General features: G+C 42.9%; 14 protein-coding genes. 2 read left to right on the top strand and 12 right to left on the bottom strand.

What is annotated here, in order from left to right; genetic code table 11:
* Positions 1-106: 106 nt before the first annotated feature.
* Positions 107-1,834, bottom strand: a complete 1,728-nt coding sequence (locus AC438_RS08020) for a cellulase family glycosylhydrolase (RefSeq protein ID WP_053980733.1) — start codon at positions 1,832-1,834, stop codon at positions 107-109.
* A gap of 119 nt (positions 1,835-1,953) precedes the next feature.
* Positions 1,954-4,947, bottom strand: a complete 2,994-nt coding sequence (locus tag AC438_RS08015) for a TonB-dependent receptor (protein WP_082354030.1) — start codon at positions 4,945-4,947, stop codon at positions 1,954-1,956.
* A 475-nt stretch (positions 4,948-5,422) separates the two neighbouring features.
* Between AC438_RS08015 and AC438_RS08010 the strand changes: the two genes are divergently transcribed.
* Positions 5,423-7,696, top strand: coding sequence for a glycoside hydrolase family 26 protein (locus tag AC438_RS08010; RefSeq protein WP_053980731.1), 2,274 nt, complete (start codon positions 5,423-5,425; stop codon positions 7,694-7,696).
* A 477-nt stretch (positions 7,697-8,173) separates the two neighbouring features.
* On the opposite strand, the gene AC438_RS08005 is transcribed toward AC438_RS08010, so the two are convergent.
* From AC438_RS08005 to AC438_RS07975, 7 genes are all read right to left on the bottom strand, one after another.
* Complete coding sequence (locus tag AC438_RS08005; RefSeq protein ID WP_082354029.1) at positions 8,174-10,078, bottom strand: sialate O-acetylesterase; 1,905 nt, start codon at positions 10,076-10,078, stop codon at positions 8,174-8,176.
* 333 nt (positions 10,079-10,411) lie between these two features.
* Complete coding sequence (locus tag AC438_RS08000) at positions 10,412-11,656, bottom strand: AGE family epimerase/isomerase (protein WP_238376351.1); 1,245 nt, start codon at positions 11,654-11,656, stop codon at positions 10,412-10,414.
* Positions 11,649-12,830, bottom strand: a complete 1,182-nt coding sequence (locus tag AC438_RS07995) for a glycoside hydrolase family 130 protein (protein WP_053980730.1) — start codon at positions 12,828-12,830, stop codon at positions 11,649-11,651. The genes AC438_RS08000 and AC438_RS07995 overlap by 8 nt, the downstream gene beginning before the upstream one ends.
* Positions 12,831-12,921: 91 nt before the next feature.
* Positions 12,922-14,781 (bottom strand): sodium:solute symporter family protein, encoded by a 1,860-nt coding sequence (locus AC438_RS07990; protein ID WP_053980729.1) that lies wholly within the window; start codon positions 14,779-14,781, stop codon positions 12,922-12,924.
* Positions 14,782-15,109: 328 nt separating this feature from the next.
* The gene (locus AC438_RS07985; RefSeq protein ID WP_238376350.1) at positions 15,110-16,327 is read right to left on the bottom strand and encodes an AGE family epimerase/isomerase; all 1,218 of its coding nucleotides are present in this window, start codon (positions 16,325-16,327) and stop codon (positions 15,110-15,112) included.
* Positions 16,328-16,480: 153 nt separating this feature from the next.
* The gene (locus tag AC438_RS07980; protein ID WP_053980728.1) at positions 16,481-17,689 is read right to left on the bottom strand and encodes an ROK family transcriptional regulator; all 1,209 of its coding nucleotides are present in this window, start codon (positions 17,687-17,689) and stop codon (positions 16,481-16,483) included.
* A 351-nt stretch (positions 17,690-18,040) separates the two neighbouring features.
* Entirely contained in the window at positions 18,041-19,279 is a 1,239-nt protein-coding gene (locus AC438_RS07975) for a helix-turn-helix domain-containing protein (RefSeq protein WP_053980727.1), read from the bottom strand.
* A gap of 202 nt (positions 19,280-19,481) precedes the next feature.
* On the opposite strand from AC438_RS07975, the gene AC438_RS07970 reads away from it, so the two are divergent.
* The gene (locus AC438_RS07970) at positions 19,482-20,045 is read left to right on the top strand and encodes an outer membrane beta-barrel protein (protein WP_053980726.1); all 564 of its coding nucleotides are present in this window, start codon (positions 19,482-19,484) and stop codon (positions 20,043-20,045) included.
* Positions 20,046-20,288: 243 nt separating this feature from the next.
* Here AC438_RS07970 and AC438_RS07965 read toward each other — a convergent pair whose 3' ends face one another.
* The 3 genes from AC438_RS07965 to AC438_RS07955 are packed head-to-tail and all read right to left on the bottom strand — an operon-like array spanning position 20,289 to position 25,688.
* Positions 20,289-24,392: an NACHT domain-containing protein gene (locus AC438_RS07965; protein ID WP_053980725.1), complete on the bottom strand. Its 4,104-nt coding sequence runs from the start codon at positions 24,390-24,392 to the stop codon at positions 20,289-20,291.
* Between the two features lie 11 nt (positions 24,393-24,403).
* Positions 24,404-24,787 carry a DUF6375 family protein gene (locus AC438_RS07960; RefSeq protein ID WP_053980724.1) on the bottom strand — a complete coding sequence of 128 codons (384 nt, stop codon included), beginning with the start codon at positions 24,785-24,787 and terminating at the stop codon, positions 24,404-24,406.
* Positions 24,771-25,688 (bottom strand): radical SAM protein, encoded by a 918-nt coding sequence (locus AC438_RS07955; protein ID WP_053980723.1) that lies wholly within the window; start codon positions 25,686-25,688, stop codon positions 24,771-24,773. The genes AC438_RS07960 and AC438_RS07955 overlap by 17 nt, the downstream gene beginning before the upstream one ends.
* Positions 25,689-25,698: the final 10 nt, after the last annotated feature.

Genomic DNA, 25,698 nt, shown 5'->3' with positions numbered 1-25,698 from the left:
GGTTCAACCTATTGGCACCTGATCTATGCAGCGTATCAGCAAATAACAGGCAAAAAAAACCCCTATTGCTAGGGGTAAAGGTTAAACAAACTAACCCAAGGGAAGACTAATTTTTACTAAATATCACAATGTAATTACCTTGTGCATTCAGTGTAAGATTTTGACGGTCATGATCGCTTAAATAAACCCCACTATCGCCATCAAAAATTTGGTAATCTCGTTTAGCAGGTACAAATTGACTCAGGTTCACGCTCTGCGCTTGATCCGTTTTATTCAGCAGGTAAATAAAGGCCTTATCGGTATTCGCGACCGCTGCCGTATAAATGCCTTCGGCTACCGCCGGTGTAGGGTAGCGCTGCAAATTGCCACCGGCGAGCATGAGACGATTGATCACTTCAACGTGTCTCATGTAACGAGAGACATCGTGCTTATCAAAATACTCCCACCACCACGTCAAGGGTAAAATCGGTGTCTCAGCAAACAAGCCATACCACAAGCCTCGTTTAAAATCGGTAATCATTGTGTCGCTAATCTCATCAAAATTAACCGACCAATCCCACTCTGCACTGTACTCACCTACAAAATAAGGCTGTGCATAGGCGGCATTTTTTTCACTAATAATCTCAGGAATGCGGTCGGTCACTTTATACAGATGGGTTTGAGACAAATCGATCGACGGTAACTCAAACAAACCTTTCACATCGCGGTGTGAAATACTGGTTGTCGTAATATGCTCATGGAAATCAATCGCCTTCAGGTATTCACCCACTTCATTTTGCCATTGCACAACGGCTTCATCGCTCACAATAGCGGTATGCTCTGGTCCAGAGTAGATGATATTATCGATTTCATTAAAAAACTCCCACGCCAATATGGCTGAAGAGTAGCTCCAGCGCGCCACAACATAACGCAACTTATCTTTATAAAGCTGCTTGGCGCTGCTATCGGTAAAAAACGCTGCAGGGTCACTCACGGGGCCGCCATTGGCCGTATTGTAATTATTGAGTGCCCAGCCTTCGCCAATAAAACCCGCGTGGCTATCGAGTGATAAGATCACTTTCATATCTTGTGCTTGTGCAATTTCTAGCATTTGATCTAGACGTGCAATGCCGCTTTGGTTAAAGCGATCGGTGGTATTGGTATATCGCTCAGAGTTGGCGGTGTTTTTCCAGTCTACCGGTAAGTTCCAGTAAATCATCCATGTGCGAATAGTATTGGCGCCACTGGCACGCAATTTTGGAATCATTTCGTCATAACTAAAGCGCTTATCTTCATGCAGTGCTTTAAAATACCTAGAGTCATCATTATGTCGCGCTTCCCAGCCAAAGTTTTGGCCTATGCTGCGAAATAAATCACCGTTATCATAAACGAATGACCAACCATCATAATTGCGAATAAAACCTTTTTTAGGTGATGGTGTAACCGTTAAATTTTTGTACTCGCCGTATACCACAACATTATTATCTGTGAGTTTTGCGCGCACTTTGTAAAGGCCCGGCTCGTGAGGGGCTATCTTCACCTTCCAGTGCGAAGGTGCTTGGCTTTTACCGTTAAGGTAATAACCTGGCAATAATTTTTGCTCACCCGAGGGCGTTGTTATTTCTAAATCTAATGCGACATCACTCGATACATAAGGATCTTGCCACTGCGCAACCAAATGAACATCGATATCCACCACATCAAATTGATGCGGACTCTCTTTAAAGGCTAACGAACTGAATGATACTATTTTTGCATCGCGCTCAGAGTGTTTGTGTTTAGAGCCTTGCGTTGCGCAAGCACAAAGGCTTAAAGCTATCGTCGCCGCGATCAGCCACTTGATATTCTGCATCATAAAAAACCATTTGAAAAATAAAAGTACTCGACTAAAGAGCAATATTTTAATATTGAGTGACAAAAACCCCCTTCATATCAGCCTCAATAAAGGGGGTTATTCATAACAACTACGTGCGATTAAAAGCGGCCAATCACCCCTAAAGTGTAACGTGCTTCAAAAATATTTTGGCTAGCGCGATTACCTTCCCACTGTAAATAAGACTCTTCATACTCTTCAGTAATGTTTTGCCCTTGTACATACACCTCAAAGTTATCGTTAATAGTGTAGTTAAAAGAAGCATCAACATACTCGGTCGGCGCATTAAAGCTCGCTAATTGGTGGTTCCCAGTAACGCCAGCATTACCGTTATAAATATCACTTCGATAGTTGTAAGCAATACGCGCTTGAATAGGGCCTTTTTGATACCATAAAATAAAGTTAAATTGCTCTTTAGAATTATCAGGCAATATATTTTCGTTACCATAAAAGTCTGGCGTACCGCCATCACCATCGGCGAGGGTAACATTAATATTAGAGCCTAAGCCGCTTAAGATGCCAGGCAAAAAGTCATACGCCTGCTGATAACCTATTTCAATACCCGTTAACTGACCACCGCGACCATTTTCTTGAGTAATTGAAGGAATACCATTATTGCGTACAACACCATCGGTATCTGCAACACCTTTTACCGTACCGGTAACTGTCGTCGGGAAGCTATCAATATCAATTTGATACAAGCCTACATTGAATAAGCCATTATCATTAAAATACCACTCAAGGCTAATATCTAAGTTAGTAGAGCTCCAAGGGTCAAGTAAAGGATTGCCGTTTTCAGTAATTTGCCTCACACCAAAAACACCCGCTAGCTCAGGCTGCGTATAAGCGATTTGAGTTAATTGAGCACCCGCACCCAGCAATCTCGCATCAAGCTGCGTCAAGTTTTTAGTATAAGACACTCGCGCTTTTAAGCTATCGAGTAAATCAATCGAAAAGTTTAATCGCGGTAAATAGTCGTAGGTTTTTTTGGTGGTGACGGTAGTAGACACTAAAGGCCCTGGCGCACCACTGATCGCTTTAATATCTTGCCCTGCAATATCCAGCGTTGACGTTAAGCCGCTCCCGTAACCGGTCACAGCAATTTCGCTACCAACCCCTTGCACACCCACATTACCACTGTAAGGGAATATGCCTAGCTGACCTTCAAAATTGGCTTGCACATAAAGATTGACGTTATCTTCTTCAACTTTATACGAGTTAAACCAATTAGGCGCGCGGACATTACCTGGGTAAATGGCATTTTGAAACCCTTCAGCATCAACCATCGTTTTAGGGTCAATAAAGAAATAACTGTTGCCATCACTCGCGGGGCCAAAGTCAGAAATTTCTGAGATAAAACCTCTTTCTTGTAGCTCTTCAAAAGTAATCAAGCGCCCAATCGTATCACTGCCATCACCCGATACAGGTATGCCGCTGTCTTTCCATTTAGCATAAGAGGTTTCGATACCGCCTTGGCCATCATTTAAAAAACGCGTAAAAGGAGCCACTAAATCATAATTCATAGACTCCACTTCGCGCTGGGCAACACGTACACCAAAGTCAATAGACGCTTCATCAAAAACCCATGTATTACTGGGTAAAAAAGTGCCATCAAAACGTACGGCATCTAATCTGGCTTCATCGATGGCGTTTCCTTCTGAGAAAGTCGATGTCAATGCATACGCTGAGAGGTCAGTTCCAAAACCTGCTGGCAATGTAAAGGTTGGGTGTTTGCCACGGTAGTCAACGCCAACGGGAACAGCGCCCTCATAGCCATTAGGGTTGGCCGCCTCACGTACGCCATCAACACGGCGATACAAGCCATGCTGGCGGCCGTTAGTTAAGTGTGCATCGACCACATTATTGGTGACACGGCTCTCGGCACTGCCGTGCACATAACGCACAGAGCCCTCAAGCGATTCATTAAACACAAGGTTCGCTTGTAAATTAATATTCACCGATTCAGTGCTGGTCGCGGTGGCGGCCGATTTAGACAGTACGCGCGGGGCGCTTAAGGTGAAATTATCCGTGGTATATAACGAAAAACCCTCATCAGAATTACCTTCACCGCGATTAATCAAGTGACCCGCTTGCGGTACTACATAGCCTCGCGTTTTAGTCCACGCGCTATCACTCACGATACCGCTAGCAAGATCTTCGTTATCCATTTTGGTATAAAAGACATCAGCCAAAAACTCAATACTGCTGCTGGGCTGGTACTGGAAACTACTCGAAACGCCTAAACGCTCACGGTTTGCAATTTTATTGGTTACACCATAATCAATGTTACCAAATACAATTTCGTCAATGCCATCTTGGCCAGGCTCTTGACTCACAATCACTTTATTGCCGTCGGCATCAGTCTCAAATGTTGAATTTAAGATGTCATCGGCAAAACCTTGATAAATAAAGTCGCCATACATACCGTAGCGGTAGTTCGCTAACGTCGCATCCGAGGCCGAAACCGTCACGACCACACCCATATCGCCGGCATTATAGCCAAAAAAACCCGTGAGTTTTTCGCCCGACTGGTCAGTATAAGTCCCGTTTGCCGCTTCAATTCTGGCAACACCGGTGGCACCTTCATCAAGATCTAAAGGCTGTCGTGTTTTTAGGTTAACCGTACCCGAAATACCACCGGCAATAAGCCCTGCATCGGTCGATTTATAAACATCGACACCGCTTAGTAGCTCGGCAGGGATATCACTAAAATTAGCTTGTAAGCCTGTGATCGACGCAGCACTAATAAATTGCTCGCCATTGATTAGGCTAGTCACTTGCGACAAACCGCGAATATTAACATTGGAGCCTTCGCCCGCGGCACGCTTAATTTGCACACCCGTCACACGCTGTAACGAGTCAGCAATGGTGGCATCAGGGAGCTTGCCAATATCTTCTGCGGTTATAGATTCAATAACCGAATTGGCTTCCCATTTTTGATCAATCGACTTTTTAGCAGCACCGCGAATACCCAGTACGAGCACCTCTTCAACCACCGACTCTTGCGCCAGTGCACCGGGCGCCATATAAGGGGCCGTCAGAGTGACCAAACAGACCGATATACTGGCTGCCAATTTAGATCGTTTAAACATCATATCCCACAACTCTTTTATTATTCATTATTGGATTGGGAAGGTATGAGTACATTGACACATGCCTCCATTCAACAGCGCGCCGCCTAAAGCTCACAATAGAATATATCGACATACTAATTAAACTTAATTTATAAAGTCAACTTAAGTTTACATTTTCCCCGTCTAGATAACAACCTTAGCCCTAAAATATCCGTAGAGACAAGTAAATTCGGACTAAAGACCAGTAATAAACATAATAATCAGCTGCTTATAAAAAATAAATACTGTTACCATGAAAGTATCAATCGGCAATTGCTATTATTTTTTTTCTTGTCTACCATAGAACTGTTGTCGCCTAACTCATCAAACAAGTAACTAAATAAAATTAATTTAGTTTTATTATCGCATAAATCGCCGTTGAGCGGCCCACCGACGGGTCATCCCAATTGCTATTGCCCCAGAAAGCAGCTGCTCAAAACAATAATAAAGGTAACAAATGATGATCAATATTAAACCACTAGCGATCGCCGTCGCTACCAGTCTAGCCTTAGCGGCCTGTGGCAGTGACGATGTCAGCGTCACCACAACTACGCACGGTGAATCTAAGAGCTCCAGCAGTGCCGCACCGAGCGCTGAGCCACTACTCGTGCCTGAAATGCTCAATTATTTAAACAGCATTAAAGGTGAAAAAACCGTGATTGGTATACACAATCGCGAACCCAATGCCGAGCCAGGCCTACAAACAGACAAAATGGCTAAGCTTGTTGGCAAATGGCCTAGTCTTTGGAGCGGTGACTTTTTATTCAGTGGCGAAGATGTCGATAATCGCTTAAACATGATTTTTGAAGCCCAAAAACGCTGGCGTCAAGGTATGCTTGTACAGGTCATGGCGCACGTATGCCCCCCCACAACCGGTGAGTCTTGCGCGTGGGAAAACCAAAGCGGGCAAACAGAAAATATCGCCTCGATACAAGGTAACCTGAGTGACGCCGAGTGGTCTAGCTTACTCACTGACGGCGAACCGCTTAACCTCGCTTGGAAAAAACGCCTAGACAACATGGCCTTTCTTTTAAAAATGATCAGTGATGATGGTGTGCGTGTACTTTTCCGCCCATTTCACGAAATGAATCAGACCATTTTTTGGTGGTCTAAGGAAGGCTCGCCAGAATATACCGCCCGCCTTTACAGACTGACACATGACTACCTTGTGCAAGAGCAAGAGCTCACCAACCTAACTTTTGTATGGAACCTACAAGACTTTGCAACACTCGCCGAAGACTTAGACGCCTATGATCCTGGCCCCGAGTATTATGATATTTTAACGCTCGATAACTACAACACTGACGGCACAGGATTCTCTCAAGAAAAATACGACCTTATGGTCGCTAAAGCCAACGGCAAACCTATTGCTTTAGGTGAAGTCAACCAACTCCCCACCCCCGAGATCCTAGAGCAGCAACCGCTTTGGACTTTCATTATGACGTGGGCAGAAGAAACCTTCGAAAAAAATACTGATGCCGAAATTATCGCCCTTTATAATAGCCCCCGTATTGTGACACTCGACGAGAAAGCACCGTGGTCTAACTATGACGGCGACGATCATCTTATTCTCGAAATCCCAGGTGGCAGTACAGGTACAGACCCCGACCCCGAACCCGCCTTACCCACCGAGCCCTTTATTGTTTTTGAAGATGACTTCACACAATTTAGACTCAAAGCCGGTAGCGTATCAAAAATTACAGAGTCCATTGTCGACGATGAAGATACAACAAAAGGCAAGGTACTCAATTATAAATATACCGGTGCTGAAGCCACCGTTGAGTTAATCACAGAGGGCTCTTCTGTTGATTTATCGGGTTACTCAACAGGCACCTTAGAGTTTGACCTCAAAATCATTAACGAACCTGCCAACATCGATGGTAACTGGTCAATTAAAGTCGATTGCGGCTGGCCTTGTGGTACCGGCGATGTACCGATAAAAGATAATATCGATGGCATAGCTCCCACAGTGGGCGAATGGCAAATCTACAAGTTCAATGTTAAAGATCTTATTGCCAAAGATAATGGCAACGATTCTTTAGATATTACAAAAGTTACCAGCCCCTTAGTGATTTTTCCGGCTTATGGCCCCAATCAAATTGGCGCCGAGTTTAGACTAGATAATGTTAAATATATACCCGGCACTGATGAACCCAGCACACCAGCGCCAAGTACCGGTGAGCTAGGCGATGATGTATTTTTTGTCTTTGATGATGCCATTAAGCGCTGGAAGCTAAAAGCCGATAACAATAAGATTGTCGAAACCGTAGAGAGCGATACCGACCGTGGCGATGTACTGCAGCATGAATACATCGAAAACCAAACAACCAGTGAGCTTTTAGGTACCAGCAGCATAGATTTAAGCGCCTATATTGGTGGTCAATTAAAGTTTGATTTAAAAATCATTGAAGCGCCTGCAGGGCTTGAAGATAGCTGGTTTATTAAAGTAGATTGTCAATGGCCTTGCACAACGGGCGATATCAACCTGCAAGATAATGTTGACATGACCGTTCCAGAACTTGATCAATGGCAGTCCTACACCTTTAATGTTGACGATTTAATTGCACATGAAAACTCTGAAGTCGCTAACGGCACAGCAAACGCTAGCAATTTAGATATTACAAAGGTGAGCTCGCCTCTTGTGATTTTACCGGCTTGGGGCGACAGCCAAAAAGGCAGTAAATTTCAGCTCGATAACATTCGCTACGTGAAAGCCGGCGTCACAGAGTAAGTACTAGACCTGCAACCATGACATTATCGTCAGCTCTCCGCTGACACGACCCTTAAAACCTTATTAGCCTACTTTAGCTAATAAGGTTTTTTTATACTTAAAAGAATAGGACACGATGAAAACCCTATGACTTTATAGTTTTATCGGCGGTTTATGCCTGATAACAGCAAGCTGTCAATCCGTAAACGACACCAACGACACTCATATTACCAACGTATCAAAAAGCTCTGCAGCTCGCGTACAACCACTGGCTTATTTATATGCAATACAAGGCAAAAAACGGTTGTTGGCGTGCATAATGATAAAAAATGACAAGTCTAACCTCTCACGACAATGCCGATAACACTGTGACGCTAAAAGATATGCCCGGCTCGAACGCTAAGCCCTCACTCAAATATCAGTTCAATTAAGAAAATACACGCTCACAGCACGACTCACCCCCCAATCGCTTTCAAGCGCTAGGGAGCTAGCTTTCATCTAGTGCGACGCATCACTTCTAAAGGGAACAGCTGGCAAACGATAGCCATCGTATAAATTGGCCGACGAATTATCAGCCCACGCATAGCGCACAAATAAAGGCTTTAATACGTTGGGCGATGAAATAGACACCGTTTTATCGCCCGTTATACGTGCCTGCGCACGGTAATAACGACCGTCTTGACCGGCAATTTCAAAACCTTTAAGGGTATCGCCTTTCATCACTAAAGGCGTATTCGCCTTAAAGGTGAGCTGTATTGAAGCTTTGTCGGCATCGACATTTAGCGACTGATAAGTCGGACCGCTATAATCAACCTCATCACCATAAGCCACCGTTTTAGCCGCCAACCAAAGACGGCGGCCTACATCTTGTTTATTTCTGGGGTGAATATCATGCGCCTCACCAATATCGATAGTCACTGCCATGGCGGTATAAGGTAGCGCAAGTGTTTTGGCTTGCTGCTCTCGTAAAAGTGCCCAATCGCTTTCTGAAGGTTCATTTTTTTTGGGCAAGTACCCAGCCAATTGTACAAAAACAAAGGGAAGATCCGGTCTTTCAAAGCGGGTGCGCCAACCGTTAATTAAAGCGGTAAATAGCGTCTGATATTCTTGCGCCCTATCGACATTAGCCTCGCCTTGATACCAAATAACGCCTTTAATAGAGGCCGGCGTCAATGGATGTATCATTGCGTTATAGAGACCCGTAGGCCATGAGCTAATGCGCTCAACCTCAGGCAATGGCGGCTCAACCGTATTGTTGTACTTCCATTGCCCTGCAAGGCTCATTTTTTGACCGTCATGGCTTAACCACACTTCATTATCTTTACCCACTTGAACTTTATTATCCCAATCATTAGCCACACGCAGCGCTATGATATTTTGACCTTTTTTAAGCAGGTTACTAGGCAAAGTGATTACTTTGGTTTTATCCTTCCAGGTTTTTTCTTCTACCAGTATGCCATTAACATAAAACTTTGCTAATTGAGTAATACTGCCCAGCGATAATTGTGCCTGTTTGGGCATATGGTTTAACTCGATCGTTTTTCGCAACCAAACAATATCACTCAACGGTTCGGCCAAAGGAATATTCACAACCTTCCAGGGCGTATCATCAAACGATAACCTATGAAACCCAAATTTCTGGGTCAGCTTGTCATTGCGAATAATATTCCGTTTATTTTCTTCGTTGCGCGCCCGGATCTCAATGCGCTTTTCCCAGATGTCCGGATTATTTTTCATATCCTGAGCAACTGCTTTATAGCCATCGAGTGTCAGTAAGTTTTCGAGTGGGGTCCACCCTTGGGCGGGGGTTCCTCCGACGGTACTATCGATAATACCAATAGGCACGCCCTTCTCTTTAAAACCCGCTTTAGCAAAAAACCATGCCGCCGCCGAAAAATTACCCACCGTTTGCTCGCTTGCAACTTGCCAACGAGATCCATAAACATCTTGTTGCTTGTCTAATTTCACATCGGTATTGACACTAAAAAAGCGTATTTTAGGGAAGTGGCTATCTTTTTTCTCGGCTTCTAAATTGTTAATTTTCCAATCAACCTTCCACTCCATATTCGATTGCCCTGAAGCCAACCAAACATCACCTATCAATACATCGGTCAATATAATTGTGTCACTTCCAGAGCTCACCGTTAGCTTGAACGGGCCACCGGCAGCTTGTGGAGGTAGGTGTACTTTCCAGCGCCCCTGATCATCCACCTTACCCACTTGGCTCACGCTACCGAGCGACACTGTAACAGTGGTATTGCGAGTACCGCTCCCCCAAACAGCTATAGCTTGCTCACGCTGCAATACCATATGGTCGGCAAATAAAGAAGAAAACGACAGTGGTTCAGCCAAAGTCGTTGCCGATAGCAACATCATCATTAAAGTAATAACCGTATTTTTCAAGATATGCTCCCTAGACGTCAAAAGCCAACCAATGACGAAAATCGTTGGCTGGCTTTTAATTTACACGTACATTAATTGATTGTCGTCATTATTGCGAATAGATAATATTATCGATTTGGAAGATCGTACCCTCTTGATTGTCAGTCCACGCGGGAAATATAACCAACAGAGGTCTATTATTTTTATCTTTCAATTAACACACAGCAGCGCAAAGGCAGCAATTAAATATAGAATATTTAATGATAAACACTTTAATATTGCATACATTGTGACCCTTAATGACACTGCGAGCATTAATTGAATACCCTCTGGTATAAGTAGGGCACTTGGTTATTATTTCTTTAACGACTCTATACGGCGACACAATTCAATCAATGACCGGCCATTGTGATAGGGGCCCTTCCAAAAGCCAACCTTATAAAATGACTGCTGCGCCTGTTGATCGCACTGCGCTACCCAATGCCATTCCCCGTGCGCGCTATCGATGACCTGCTCTTTAATAAAATGCCACACCGCTAGCACCGCTTGCCAGTATTTATCGTCGGCGGTCATTTGCCATGCATTAAAATACCCCACCATTGCCTCGGCTTGGACCCACCAAATGCGCTCATGAATGGCTTTTCCGCTCTCAAGGTCAAACACCTCAAGAGCAGAGCCGTCTTTCGCTATGCCTTCTTTAAAGCAAGTTGAAAACAATGTTTCAACCTGAGATTGATAGCGCTTCGTTAGCGCGGGAACAGCCAATACCTCCAGAGCCTCCCACACTAACCAACTGCTTTCTATATCATGACCGTAGCTTAGCTCTATACTTTCGTCTGTCCAATCTCGGCTTAAAAACATTTTTAAATGACCGTTGCTATAGTCAATAAAATTGTTCTCATAGGTTTCCAGTAAACGCTTTAAGCTATTTTCAACATTGGTTGCAGCCGCAACATTGGCCGCAACTCGCTCAGCTTGCAGCAAACCGGTAAAGGCCTCTAGCATATGTAAGTGAGTATTCATTGTTTTAGCGCTGGGCAAATCTTTTTCACTTAAACGAATATCATCTAACGCACCCCAATCACGGTCAAAAGCCTCAAAATAGCCACCGTGAACACTGTCATAGGCATGCTTTTCGATAAAACCATAAATAGAGCGTGCTGATGTTAATGCGACCATATTGCGTGATAATCGATAATATGCACTCAGTGCATACACCGCAAAAGCCTGAGCGTAGGTTTGTTTACGCCCGTTAACAACATCACCATTCGCATCAAGCGACCAAAAAACACCACCGTGCTCTTGATCAATAAAATGCTGCGCAATAAAGTCATACATTTTATGAGCCGCTGCCACTAATGAAGGCTCAGGCGCATAAAGCGCCGCTTCACTAAAATACCACAGCATGCGTGTTGTTAAGATAATACCTTTATCGGCATCGGCTTTTGCTTCACCAACGGCGCTAATTTCACCCAAAAAACCCTGATCATTTAAAACCGTGGATAGCCAATAGTTATTAATAGCGCTAAATTCTGACAACAACTCTTTTTTAAATCGCTGAATGTCAGAAAGCAGCTGCTCACTCATTAAATTATTCACAGGCTTCACTTAAAATACGTAAGTTTTTTTCAATAAGGGCACAACGCGTCTCTACCGATAAAGCAGAACGCAAGCCATCTTCTGGAGTGTTTTTAACATAATCAACCAATTGCTCAACTGTTGTTGTAGCAACATGAATACGGGTATCCGATGAAGCATAATAAATATTAACGTCATTCCCCTCTTGTATCCAACCATTACTAAAGCAAACATTGCTCACATCACCCACACGTTCTTTACCTTCGGGAGCAATTAAATGGCCGCCCGGTGCGTGGGTGACTTTCCAAGGCTCGTTAAGCGCTGTCATGAACATATAAAGCACATAGCGTAAGCCGGCAGCTGTGTTGCGAACGCCATGAGCTAAATGCAACCAACCCTCATCGGTTTTAATGGGGGCAGGACCTTGGCCATTTTTAATTTCTTTAATGGTGTGATAAATTTTTCCATCAACAATCACTTCGCTTTTAACTTCGGCGTTGGTCATGTCATCGCACAAGCCCCAACCAATACCGCCACCGCCACCCACACTAATAAAGCCATCTTGTGGACGTGTATAAAGTGCATATTTACCCTCAAAAAACTCAGGATGCAAGACAACGTTGCGCTGCTGGCCACTGTGGGTAATCAAATCAGGTAAGCGCTCCCAAGTCACTAAATCTTTCGTACGGGCAATACCACACTGCGCTTCAGCCGCGGAGGTATCTTCCATTCGTGTTTTATCTTTACGCTCAGTACAAAACAAACCATAAATCCAGCCATCTTGATGCTGCGTTAAACGCATATCATAAACATTGGTATCAGGCTCGGAGGTTTCTGGCATCACAATCGGGTAGTCACGGAATTTAAAGTTATCAATACCGTTATCACTTTCGGCCACTGCAAAAAAGGATTTCCGATCGTGACCTTCAACACGAACCACTAATACATACTTATCGTTAAATTTAATCGCACCAGGGTTAAGTGCCGCATTCACACCAATACGCTCCATCAATAATGGATTCGTTTTTTCGTCTAAATCGTAGCGCCAAATAATTGGGGCATGTGCAGCAGTGACGACAGGGTTTTCCCAGCGTTGAAAAATACCATTACTCGATGCACTGGGCTTATTGCGCTGTTGAATTAATACTTCATGCTCTGAAACGATTTGCTTAAGTCTTGCTTTAAAATCACTCATTATATTTACCCATTCAGTCTAATTCGCCGACAGCAATATCGGCGTCAATTTTTAATTATATTAAAATATTTACTATTATTTCCTCGTCATACTATCGCTGACGTGCATTTATATGATGTTGAAATTTATCTTCCGAATAATCCGCCGGATAATTTTCGAGATTGTCATACCAATTTTTCTTTAATAAAAAGCTAATCAATCCCGTAACGCCAACAACAAAAACCAAGGCATTCCACTGCTGTAAAACCAATAATATGCCGATACTTGTCAAGCAGCTATGCCAAACAATACCTAGCACAACATTCAATGCATCACGCAAAAAGTCTTTATTCTTAGCCACTTCTGGACAATCTTGTTGTAACGCTTTATAAACCGGCCCCCAAAAACCCCAAGGGCGCACACGGTAATAAAATTTCTTCAATACCGTCATATCATCGGGAGGGGTTAACAACGAACCAACAACACAAGCCGCTAAGCAAAAACCTAAAATAATAGGAAAGGCGTGTAATTCATTAATGTCTAAAAACATTAAAGGAATAGCGACTAAAATACCGGCCAACATACCAAAGAAATAACCATAACCATTGAAACGCCACCAGTACCACTTAAGGACATTGGCTGCGGTATAACCACCGTACAACGCACCCACAATCCACAAAACAATGACATTTAAAGACGGAATCAGTAAGCCAATTAATGACCCCGCCACAACAAAAGCGATAGACACTAAATAACTCAACCTTACATAGGTTTTGTCTTGGGCATTGGGGTTAAAGTAGCGCTTGTAAATATCATTCACCACATACGCAGGTGCTGCGTTGGTGGTCGCTGCGAAAGTAGACATATACGCCGCAATAAGACCTGCAATCAACAAGCCCGCTAAACCTGTCGGAATATAATTACGGATCGCAAAGGGAAGGATTTTTTCAAAGTCAATATCCGGTCCCATGGCTTTTAGTTCAGGCATAAAAAACACTACCGCTAAAACCGTTAAACCAGCAATAAGCATGTAACGCGGAATCAATAAAGCAACATTCACAAAACCACTCATCATGGCTGCTTCTTTCGGTGAGCGGGCTGATAAGATTCGCTGCATATCATAATTAGGCGCAGGCCCCGCTAAGCTCACTAAAATACCACGCAATAAAACCATTGAGACAAAAATGCCGAATAGGTTCATTCCTTCTTCAATCACTTTATTTTGCGCAGCAGGTAATAACGACGACCAATCATGTCCTAACTCCCATGCGATACCTGCATCAAACCACCCTTCTGGCACAGCGGCTCTGATCATCTCGGGACTAACAGAATTAATAGCGATCACACCAACTGCAATACACGCAATTGTCATCATAAAAAACTGTAAGACTTCGGTAAAAACAACTGAATACATACCACCTTTTACTACGTATAAGGTGGTAATAGCTGTAATAATCACACCGTAATATACTTCATTCCAATAAGCATCAGCACTGAGCTGCCAAGGTAAAAAGACAGCCGCAAATTTACCAATACCAATAAAACCATATGCCAAAAAGCCCAACACCAAACACAGTGCAAACGCAATCACAATAATATTAGATAAAGTCGCGCCTCGACTCTCGCCAAAACGAAAGCGAATCCATTCTGCACCGGTCATTACACCTGAGCGCCGCAACCAAATACTTAAAAACACCATCAAAAATATTTGGTTGAAAGCAGGCCATAGCCAAGGTATATAAATACTTTTCATACCGTAAACGAATAGCCAAAAAACCATTAGCATGGTACCGCTAATATCAAATTGGCCCGATGCATTCGATAAACCTAACGTCCACCAAGATAATTTATTTCCCCCTAAAAAATAGCTACTCATGTTTTTAGAAGCACGTTTAGCAATCCAAAAACCAATCACTAAAGTACCTATGATGTAAATAAGAATAATACTTACATCGAGCATCGCCAATTGCATATATTTGCACCATTAAATGTTATTGTTATATTTTTAGTCACTGTTCAGCGCTAGCCAGATAAAAGCCTAAATTTCACTGCCTGTACTGCTCAGGCCATCGGCGATGTTGCACGTATACAGCGTTTACTCCACACACCTATACTGGGCTAAACGCTGTCCACTCCCGATCCTTAAACATCCAGACAACAATTCAACAACGCCCTATCAGGCAGGTTTTTCAGTTTGACTGAACAGTAACCCTTTTTGTTAATCAGCTGGTTAAACAATACTGATTAAATCCCCTCTAAAACTGCGCGACTTAACACCCTTTATATTCCAAAATTCCAAATTACGTATTAGCGTTGCAGTAATCAAGAACCTCTGTACACGCAACCATCAGATGATACAGCGTGCTAGCAGGTGCAAAGTCATTCACAACCTCATCATTGGCACCGCGTTGATCAACCCAGCTACCCGCCACTTTTGCACAATCAAGATAGTAAGTGAATAACAGATCAATCGCTTCAGCCGCACGCTCTTCGCCATCTTTATGCCCCGCTTTCGCTTGTGCAATGTTAGCTTTAATGACCTCGGTCATAGGCCATGATCGCTTGGTGCTGCCTCGTGCAGAGCCATCGATATTCATATCATCAAACATTAACCCTGATGATGCGAAGCCTATTTGATAAGCTTTTTCATACAACGCATCGGCCCATATAGAAACATTACGACCACTTAAACGCCCATACCAATGCAGTAACCACACCCACTCGACCATATGACCGGGCTCAATAATATTGCCTGCATCTGGGTGGGGCTGCCAGTTATCATCAAAAAACTCACGCAGCACACGATGCTCGGCATCAAAAAAACGTGTTTGGAAAAGTGCAAATATCTCGCCTGCACGGGCTAACCAATGCGCCTGCTCGGTTGCCTCATAAAGACTCATATACGATTCAAATAAATGCATATGGGGGTTTTGGCGACGGGCACCGACCTCATAATCACCCTCTCGCCAACCACCTACTGGCGAAGCAAAGCTGTCGTCCAACCAGCGCTGTAAACTCTCGGCGCGATCTAAGTAAATAGCATCACCTGTGATGGTATAAAGCCATGCGAACGCCAAGAGATAAAATGCGTGGTCATAGAGATCTTGTTTGTAATCGGCAATATTCCACTCGCTGTCCATCAGGTGAACATAGCCGCCTGATGCACGAGGGTGGCGCGCATTTTTTTCGATAAACTCGCATAATTGAACGGCCAGTGAGCGCCCCTCGGGTGCCCAGCCCCGACGATAAGCCGATGCAAAAGCAAATGCTTGGCGCGCCTGCACGCGCACACGCGTATTCGTCTCTAGATCGGGCTCACCATTTGCCTTTAAACGCTCGTAGTGGCATTGCTTGTGGGGCACTATGCCGCGGCTCATCCATAAGGGGAGTGCCTCATTCGTCATCCAGCGCTGAAAACGTAGGCTTGCCGTAATAAGTGTGTTGTTGACCATAATCTCTCGCTTAGAGTCCAAATGCTCTGTAAAACTGAGGCCTTGCACCCACAGGGCAAAGCGCACAATAAAATCATCCCAAGGAAATGACTAACTAATTAAAATTGATTTAGTAATTATGCGATGACATGACCGCTGCCCACAACTCTTTTTTGGCTAAAGCGCAAAAAAAAGGGGATCACTCACACAAGCCCCTGAAAATACAGGGGCTTGTGTGCATTAAGGCGCTGTTGCCTTAGGTGAAAAACTTGAGTCCAATGGTAAAGTGGCCGCACCAATCGCTGACGCCGCGCTTCCAAAAGTCCCTTTGCGCACTGACGGCATAATTAACCCACGGTGATGAAAACCAGCGATTTTAATGCCTAACTGCTGAATAATCCGCTTCACAATAGGCAAATCACTGTCTTCACAGTCAATAACTAGCTCAGGAATGTCGACAATTGCCTGGATAGCATAAACCGCACTTTCTAGGGCATTTACACAATCATTGATCCAAGCGGTTGTTGCCTTGGGATGCTGGTTGATCGCTAAGTGGAATTCTTCAGCATTGTGAATTACAGCCCCTTCGCTACGCAAATGACGTACTAGCGAATGCAGCGAACAGCGATTAGTCAAGAAAGTTGTCGAATGGCCATCTTTAGACGCGCTGGTTGGAATCACACCCACAGGAACAGGAATCAAGCCAATATCACCGGCATTATTCGAAGCGCCATTATGGCATTCACCATTAAGAATAAGCCCGCCACCAAAACTCTGCACCTGTGAACCACCAAAAAAAGCATACACAAAATCATCATGCCCCGTATTAGCGCCATAAATCATCTCAGCAATAGCCGCCGCATTGACATCGTTTTGGCTATAGGCCGCTATACCGGTGCCAGAGCTCAACATGGCTGCCAGATTGAAGCTGTCCCATGCGCTCCAATCAGCGTTATCTTGCTTCCAGCTACCGATATTATAAGGCTGTGCCACACCAATACCCGCAATGCGACTACTGATATTTGACGCCACCGAGGACACCAGCGAGTCAATATCCTTTAAAACCAGTGCTAGGGCTTCTTGCGGACTGGGCAAAATAATTTCATGTTTGTTACTCGCCACCACATCACCGACAAAGTTAATCAGTACTGTCTCAATATGGCCGCGATTAATACTCACACCTAAACCGTAGGCACCACCTTTTGACAGTGAAAACAGCGTAGCTGGCTGTCCCATGTCACCCTGTACTTTACCCACGGTTTCAACTAAGCCTTTTTCTTGCAAGGACTTAATAATACCGCCCACAGCAGCTGCCGTTAAGCCTGTTTGGCGCGCAAGGCTCGCCTTACTACCGCGCTGTTTAAGACGTAATAGATGTAACAAATACTTTTCATTGTAACGACAATGATTAATGGGGTTAGCCCCTAAAAAATTTCTAATTGGTATCATATTTCAGCTCAGACGAATCCAACACTTAACACATAAGCGACCACGCAAGCCCAAAACACACACGGCTCGTAAGGCTTATACCTAATGTTAATGATTTTTAGCAGTATTGTAAGGCATGCAGCACAATGTGCAGCACAAAATCATACGATTAGCCAAATAAAACAGCACTTCTTGGCAATAATCCAGCAAGTAGTTGGATTATTATGCAAGGATTAACCATGATCTCAGCACTTACCCTTCATATTAATCATTGCGCTTGATCAGCGGATACGCCTTTTATAAAGTTTGCGCCCTACAACTTAAGGCTCACTGCTTACTGCCCAAGATAAAGACACAGCAACAATAATCCTACTAAGCATACCTTTTGTGAAGCCAGCGCTGCCAATAAGTTAACCCTAATCGATCCAGTGCCTGATCAAGATCACTAAGGGGTACAGTGGTTACCTGCGCACTACCTTGCTCTTGGCAACGAGCAAACATAAGATAGGAGGCAAAGACATGGATAACAGTATTAGCTGGGCATATGGTATTTATCTCAGCCTGATAGGCATGGTACTGAGTGACGTTGTTAGTACTATGAGTAATATATGCCGCAATACCCAGTAAGCTCGGCATAGAAATATCTTCAGGGTTAACTAGCAACAAGCTCTGCTCAATGAGTTGCTCGGCATACTCAAAATCACCTCTCACGCAGTAAATAGCCGCTAGGTACCCCTTAGAAACAGCCACGCTACGCTTATAGCCCGATTGATTGGCGACGCTCAACGACTCAATGCATACATGATGAGCCGCATCAAGATCACCCTGAAATACATAGCAGGCCGCCAACACTTGTAACGCAGTGCTTTTAAATACGTTTTTTTCGATCGCAGGCTTGCCCGGTAGACATTCATTTAAACATGCATTAGCCGCTTCCATAGCGTCATCAAAGTGGCCACAATACAATTCATACAATGCAAACGTACTGTAAAAATGCGCTTTTTCTTGCCCTGCGTACTCGATAGTTTTTTTGCACAAAGTCAAATGCACATGCGCTTTAGTCAATTCGCTATGAAAGAACCAAGTAATAGCCAAACCTAAGTTCGCCGAAAACATTAATGTATGATCAGCCACACTCGTGGCCTTGTTCAAACCTTTAGTTAAATAGTGTATAGCTTTTTTGTATTGTCGATGAATCAGTGAGGCATACCCTAGCTTAATATAAAAATCAGCCATAATCGCACTAGGCAGGCGCGGATGAAATGTCGACTTAATTAAAGAAACCGTCAGATTAATTTTACTACTCATCATCAGTTCATACAAAAAGCCGTCACTGCTGAGCTCATCAATCAATAAGTCGCGATTTTTTTCACTAGGGTAAGCATCCGTTTCTGAGGTCGCAATCAAATCTTCTTTTGGGCATTTTAAAGCCAGTGCTAATTTATTTAAGTTATGAATTCTTATCCGTATCACATCGCCTTTAAGCCAGCGTGTAAGTGTTTTTTCACTAACGCCAATCTCGTTAGCCAGCCAAATATGCTTGATCGCTTGCTCAGTAACCATTTGCTTAAGCTGTGCTCTATTTAAAAGCACTGTTTTTAAATGACTCACATCTCACTCTTACATCCAAAATAATAAAAAGCCCTTATTGGGACAGCACTGCCCTACAGTGTGCATAAAAACACAATGTGGTACAAAAATATGTCCCGTGATGTCCATAGATTACAGGAAATATCCTGTTATGGTACATCCAGTATCCACTGGGAGCAACGCGATACGTCGTATTCTCAGGCCAATAACTACAGGAATAACCATGAAAAAACATCTCACCTTTAGCATCCTCGCATTGTTATTAAGCAGCTTTAACGTACAGGCCGATCAAGGCGAGGTGATACTCGGTTTTGATATCGGTCAAAATAAAATGAGATTTGAGGACGATTTTATCGTTGCTGACACTGAAGACGGTAATCATACGGCCTTTTCGCTCAGCTATGTAGCTGGCTACCACTTTGCAAACGATATAGTCGCTGAAGCTAATCTTGTTTACAGCTCAAATATAAACATTTTAAATGCATTTGACCGCTATAGTCTCTACGAATTAAAAGGGCTCGTTGGGTATTCGTTTACGCTAAATCAGGCTTTGACCCTTGTACCGATGATTGGGTTCTCAAAATGGGATTTGGACACTAAAGAAGGGGCGCTATTGAATTCAGGCCCCGAGGCCGAAGAAAACTTCGATGGTATCGATGTGGCCTACAAACTAAGGCTTAATCTTGCCTTTGATTCACTGACGATGATGTCGCTTTCTTACGCGATTACTGAGGCTGATTTTGGCCGCACTCAAGCAGTGCAAGTTGGCCTTTTATTTGAATTTTAACGGCCATATAAGGCATACATTAATAACCAGCCGCTGTATAAGCGGCTGGTTATTAATATTTCATCCATAAAAGGTGTCGATTTTACCAAAAGATTATAAACATGCCGCCTTTTTTGGCACGTCAGAGCTTAATTTAACCACAAGTTTATAAGTCTATTTTTACCATAAGTTTATAAAAATATGCCCTGAAACGCTTCGCACGGCGCAGCGATCAAATAATAACCAGTCTTTGATTGGCTTGAATCAGAAACTGATTATCTCAAATTGGCGATACGAATCCTTTCCTGAGATGCTTTCGGTCCTAGCGTACCTTTTTTCACCAGCTATATGTTTAATAAGCTTCACATCCAACTTTTTACCCAATTCTTCGAGCAAGTCCTTTCTAAGATATATGAGGTCACGGTAATTACTGTGTGTATCACCTTGCAAGTTGATATTTAGTACCGCTTTTTCACCATTTTTATCAAGATAGACAAATTGTGAAGGATTGAATCCAAGCTCTAGTTCTTTTACGACACGGGGTGTCAGCGCCTGTCGGTTAACACTATCCGTCGAACTACCGGAGTTTTCCCAGTAGTAGTTAAAGACCGTTGAAAGAATGTTCAAGTTGCTCTCAATTGGAACTTCGCGCTCAAAAAAGCCACCTTTTATAAATATTTCATCATTAAGAACTACTTCAGCTTGTTCATACGTTTTGATTTCAGTGCCTAACTGAACTCGAAGCTCGGCTTCTCCGTCGAACTCATTCAACACATCACAATATAACTCACCGGAGTAAACCCAAGAGCTACTATATCTATGTGGCCAAACTACATTTTTCTTGTCAGCAACGTACTCTTGAAGCTGGCCAAAAAGTTGATTTGAAATAAACGCTGTATCTATAGAGCAATAGAAATTTCGGTCTAACTTTTTAGACTGCTCAGAAACATACCCATGCAAAAGAATCCAATCGCTTCCATCTTGATGAACTTCTAGAATTCCAGCCAAATCCGGAAGAGCGGCATCCAAAATCCATTCTTTTGTCGCCACAGATTCATCCAAGAGAAATTCATTGGTATGAACTTCCTGTTTTTCGACAACTTCAGGAAAAAATGGATCTATATCAGTAGCGAATCGCTCTTCGTCGTAGTATTCCAACTTACTTTCATCGCTGAGCTGTCCAGCTAGCTCATAATACGCAATCCACGAATATTTTTTCCCATACCGTTCAACTGGCGATCGACTAGTGCGCGAGTATCTATACCGCTGAGATTCGATTAGCCCTTCAGTTTTTTCAAATTTTTCATAAGACCACCCAAGATCATTTATTCTCCATAGAATATTTCCCCTTGCAGTATTATATCCTTGATGAGAATAATCATAGTTTCCGCAGTCTTTAATAAGATGCCCGATTGTGTAATTCTCAAAATCCATTCCTAAAGGAGAATTATAACGGGAGTATTCCTCCTTACTAACGTCAACACATCCCCACTTTCGTCTTGGTATCTCCGGAAAGGGGTGGCAGACGGCATTCAGATCTAGGTCTTGAATGCTATCTAAGTGACGGAACGCAACTAGTTTTATAGTGCAACTAGCATATTCTCTTGCTAATAAATGTGTCGTTGCGTGAGAAGCACCGTTAGCAAATATTTGCTGCAACAGACTTCTCGCGTAGTCAATGACCGCTTCCTTGTGGTCACATGAATTGATAAGAACTGTCGAAAGCGCATAACCAGAAGCCAACAGTCGCTCCGAAACATAAGGATCATTTACACCTAGCAACTCGATAGTTAACGAAAATAATGCGCTAGGCTCCTGTAGACCTAAGTAATACAGCAGCTCCGTAACACGATCTCTCAAATCGATCACTGTCGATGTCAGATGCCAGGATAAAAAAATCATCCTTAGGCGTATGGTTTCGGGGTTAAATTTGGCCCCGGACTTTACATTTTTTAAATGCTCATTAACTGCATCAACAATTTCCTGGTTGTGACTTCGAATATATTCAGTCCAAGAAAGATCTCTGTCAGCCACAGGTAAATTCAGCAATATATCATTGAGAAACTCTGCATTTAGTGGGTGTCCTACCGCATATCTTAAAGCCAATAACTGTTCAATATCCTTTATCGATAGCCCATTATCGGTTATTAGAGACTTGTAACTATCTAATGTTTCAGTACAGATGTCACCAGTATCAATCAACGGTGTAAGTGCTAAGGCAATGGGTTGATAATCTTCGGGAAGAGCCTTCCATAATTGCTGCTGAAATAGTGTTTTTGGTATCAATACAACTAGGGCGTGTAGAATATCTTGAGCAAGTGGGTGTTGATTTGACACCTCTCCAAATAATTTTTCAATAACCTCTGGCCCAGTGATCCATTCGTCTAATTGTTTTCCCGAGCTTCTTTCTAAAAGATACTCAGCAATAATAAACCCACCCAATCGATCATAAACAGGCGTTAGTTCATACGTATATTTTTCCTGCCCTTCATCTCTGAAAATAATCCCTTCTTGCGCCAAGAGATTAACAATATCTGAATCCCAGTCATCCGCCTGATTATTAAATTTAATCCTAAACCCATCTTCTGATATGGATCTAGCGTTTTGCTGCCAACCACATTCACCTAATAAGTAGATTGCTTTTTTGACATCTTCAAACTGATATTTTTTAGAAAGGTTTGTAAAACTAGCAATTGAGCTTGCAGTATGATCCACCTGTTCCCTGAAGAGGCTATAGATAGATGAAGGAAAATTCGAAACACGAACTTCACTTTGCGCTGATCGATTCGTAACTTCACAAAATATCTTAAGATTCAACGGGTGAGAAAAAAACCTTAAGGGCGCGCTGATTGGATCAGCTTTAATCTTATAGAGATTGAAATAATCACTTATCGCTTGGAATGTTAAACTCTCACTATAACCTTGTGATAAAATTTCGTAAGTCGATTCGGGCAAAGCCTGACGTGCATTACTTTCTCTATCATTACTCCCCGCTCTTCTGACAGCTCCACCATAATGCCGTTTAGATATTCTTTCTGCCGTCCTTAAAGTACACACCACTACCACATTTTGGTATTTTTTTATAACAGGAAGTGCAGACTCCAACAAACCCTTCCACTCCCTAGGATCTTGTGCTTCGTTTAGCCCGTCAATAACAATTGGAATCCGTCTATTTTCCCTTTCTCCAACCGAGTTTACTGCTGATACTAATGCTTCAAAATTATTAACCTGCTTCTGATAAAAAACAAACTTACTTGCAATATCATCGAGCGTCATACCCTTTTTAAGGCTTCTTCCCAGAATAAAAACTCCAGCTGATCTATTTGGAGTTGGCGCGGTTAGTTCAACACTTAATTGAGTTTTCCCGCCTCCGGCATCTGCCACAACGGCAATCAACTGCTGTGAAAGAAGCTCAATAGCAGATTTAAACAAATTTTTTACATCTTTTATGTATGCCAAGGTATTAGTTATCGTCAAAGATAATGGCAGATTGTTTGAACGAAGTTGCATTAAGGTTTTGTGAATATCCGACCTTGAGCTTGAACCAACTTCGTCAAGCATGGCCATTACGCCTTGAATATCATCGCCACAAATATCTTTATCAAATATCTTACAACTCAGAATCAAATTAGCGCAGTATTCGTGAAAAACTCTTAGCTCATCTCGCCAACGCTGGTACGTTTGAATATTAAAACTAGAATTGATTTCATCGGAGGCCTCCTCTAGATACATAGCAATGTTTTTAAACGAGCCCCAAGCTTCATTTTCTCCCAGCACTTTTCTTACTTGGAGCTCAGCATCCATCCGTTGATGAACCTCGTGAAGCCAGCGGCTTCTTATAGGCGCTATTGATCGCTCATGCTGGTCAGATAACATTTCACCAGTCAGTGCTAACTCACCAAAATATGAGTTCCGCAAATCTAACGCGGGACCAGATAACAAATCATCCAAGTCATCCTGATTCCAAAGATGCAAAATAAAACCATAATTTTGTTGGAGCCCACTAAACCAATCTTGATCACATTTGGCTAGGGTTTTGTGAGTCCACAAAAACCAATGATTAACTTGAGATACGTGTTCCTTAGTTTTATCTAAAGAATGTAGAATTTGCTTTTTCGCCGAACTTGTCAGTTCTCCATTTGCCTTGTAAGTGAACCATTTATTCTGCCAGCCAACGGTCTCACCTTTTCTTCCTATTCGTGGGTGGTCTTCATTTAGAGTTAAAAAGAATTCTACTCCAGGCTGATTCTTCAATTCACGCAGAGGCCCTAAGCTGCCAAAATTTCGCCTAACGACTCCCCGGCATAGTTTTTCAAAGTTATCCGTATCAGCACCAGGTAATTCTTTAAAACGGCTCCAATGAAGCATATGGCTAAACCCTAATCTTTTTCGTTTTCTGGGTATTCATGAGCCGAAAAAACTTCAACTTTTGCCCCTTTATGAATCAGTAGACTGATAAATGCGTTCACATCGTCATCTGAGCCAATTCGAACCTCGTTGCCATCACGAGTAAGATGGACGTCATATAGTAGATGTCCTAGCTGCTGAGGACTCAGTGAAAATAGGTTCTCTTTACCAAGAAAATCGAGAGTTTTTTTATCAAATCTATCAGCCTCTACATCAAACTCCGAGTTTTCGTGCAAAAAGCCTGTTATTTTATTAGTTAGGGTTTCAAACTCCTCAGCTTCATGCTTCTCCTTAAAACGCCCAATAATTACTAGATTTAGAGAATGCTCAGCCCCATAGCTATTCCAAATTTTCATGCCGCCCCCTCCGATTGACTAATTTTTTAAATGCACTAATTACACCTTCGTCATCTATTAACTGCCCAGAAAAATCAAAAGAGCATCTCTTCAAGATGCCATTGGCATCAATGTGCGCAAATGCAATTTCTTCTACTTCGTTTGGTAACGGAGGTTCGTGCCTTATTAGCTCAGAATGCAAAGAGCTTATCGATAGCTGCAAGCTGCCTCTATAAGAATCGACCCAATTCGAAAGTGTATTGAGTGTTTTTTCCGCAACCACACTCCCTCGACCATGAGCCTCCTCCGGGAGAAGCAGGAACTCTCTAGCTTGAAACTCTTCCGCAATCTCCGCAGCCTTTGTTAAATCATTAACAGTTATCTCATTGACAACATAGTTAATTCCAAAAGGAATCTCCCCTTTGATCAGTCTTAGTTTTTCGAGCAATGTAGGAAAAGGGCGACCCCTTATATTTTCATAATTACGGTGAACGCCGTCCATACTTATTCTGAGGAAATTAATCGATGATTTAAGTGAATCTACTAACGAGGCACTAAGCCTATGACCATGTGACGTCATTGTTATCGCGAGATTAGTATTGGCTCTTCCAAACTGGCAAAGCTCTCGAATTTTTGGGTAGAGCATTGGCTCTCCCCCACCAAAACCAACTCCAAAACAGCCTGCGCTATCCAGCTCAAGCATCCACTGTTTTAGAGATTCGAAGCTCAACGTTGCCGGCGTTTTCGCAGCATAGCAGTGGGTACACTCGAGATCACAAGCATTAGTTAATGCGATCGAAACTTGCCTTGGACTAAAAGTCCAACGGTCTCTTGGTGGAACAATCTCGTCTAACAGGACATTACTGCCTGAATCTCGATCAAAAATGTGTACACCATCGGGCCCTAATCTTACTTTTGACATCTAAAATCCA

Source organism: Marinagarivorans algicola, assembly GCF_001292705.1.
In the GTDB taxonomy this organism is placed as follows: domain Bacteria; phylum Pseudomonadota; class Gammaproteobacteria; order Pseudomonadales; family Cellvibrionaceae; genus Marinagarivorans; species Marinagarivorans algicola.
Note: the sequence above shows the minus strand (reverse complement) of the source record. Positions and strands in the feature narration are given on the sequence as shown.

Bases quoted from the DNA above. Each gene is read 5' to 3' on its own strand.
- AC438_RS07990 (WP_053980729.1), bottom strand. From the start codon at position 14,781: ATGCAATTGGCGATGCTCGATGTAAGTATTATTCTTATTTACATCATA.
- AC438_RS08015 (WP_082354030.1), bottom strand. From the start codon at position 4,947: ATGATGTTTAAACGATCTAAATTGGCAGCCAGTATATCGGTCTGTTTG.
- AC438_RS07995 (WP_053980730.1), bottom strand. From the start codon at position 12,830: ATGAGTGATTTTAAAGCAAGACTTAAGCAAATCGTTTCAGAGCATGAA.
- AC438_RS07960 (WP_053980724.1), bottom strand. From the start codon at position 24,787: ATGAAAATTTGGAATAGCTATGGGGCTGAGCATTCTCTAAATCTAGTA.
- AC438_RS07955 (WP_053980723.1), bottom strand. From the start codon at position 25,688: ATGTCAAAAGTAAGATTAGGGCCCGATGGTGTACACATTTTTGATCGA.
- AC438_RS07970 (WP_053980726.1), top strand. From the start codon at position 19,482: ATGAAAAAACATCTCACCTTTAGCATCCTCGCATTGTTATTAAGCAGC.
- AC438_RS07980 (WP_053980728.1), bottom strand. From the start codon at position 17,689: ATGATACCAATTAGAAATTTTTTAGGGGCTAACCCCATTAATCATTGT.
- AC438_RS07965 (WP_053980725.1), bottom strand. From the start codon at position 24,392: ATGCTTCATTGGAGCCGTTTTAAAGAATTACCTGGTGCTGATACGGAT.
- AC438_RS08020 (WP_053980733.1), bottom strand. From the start codon at position 1,834: ATGATGCAGAATATCAAGTGGCTGATCGCGGCGACGATAGCTTTAAGC.
- AC438_RS08010 (WP_053980731.1), top strand. From the start codon at position 5,423: ATGATGATCAATATTAAACCACTAGCGATCGCCGTCGCTACCAGTCTA.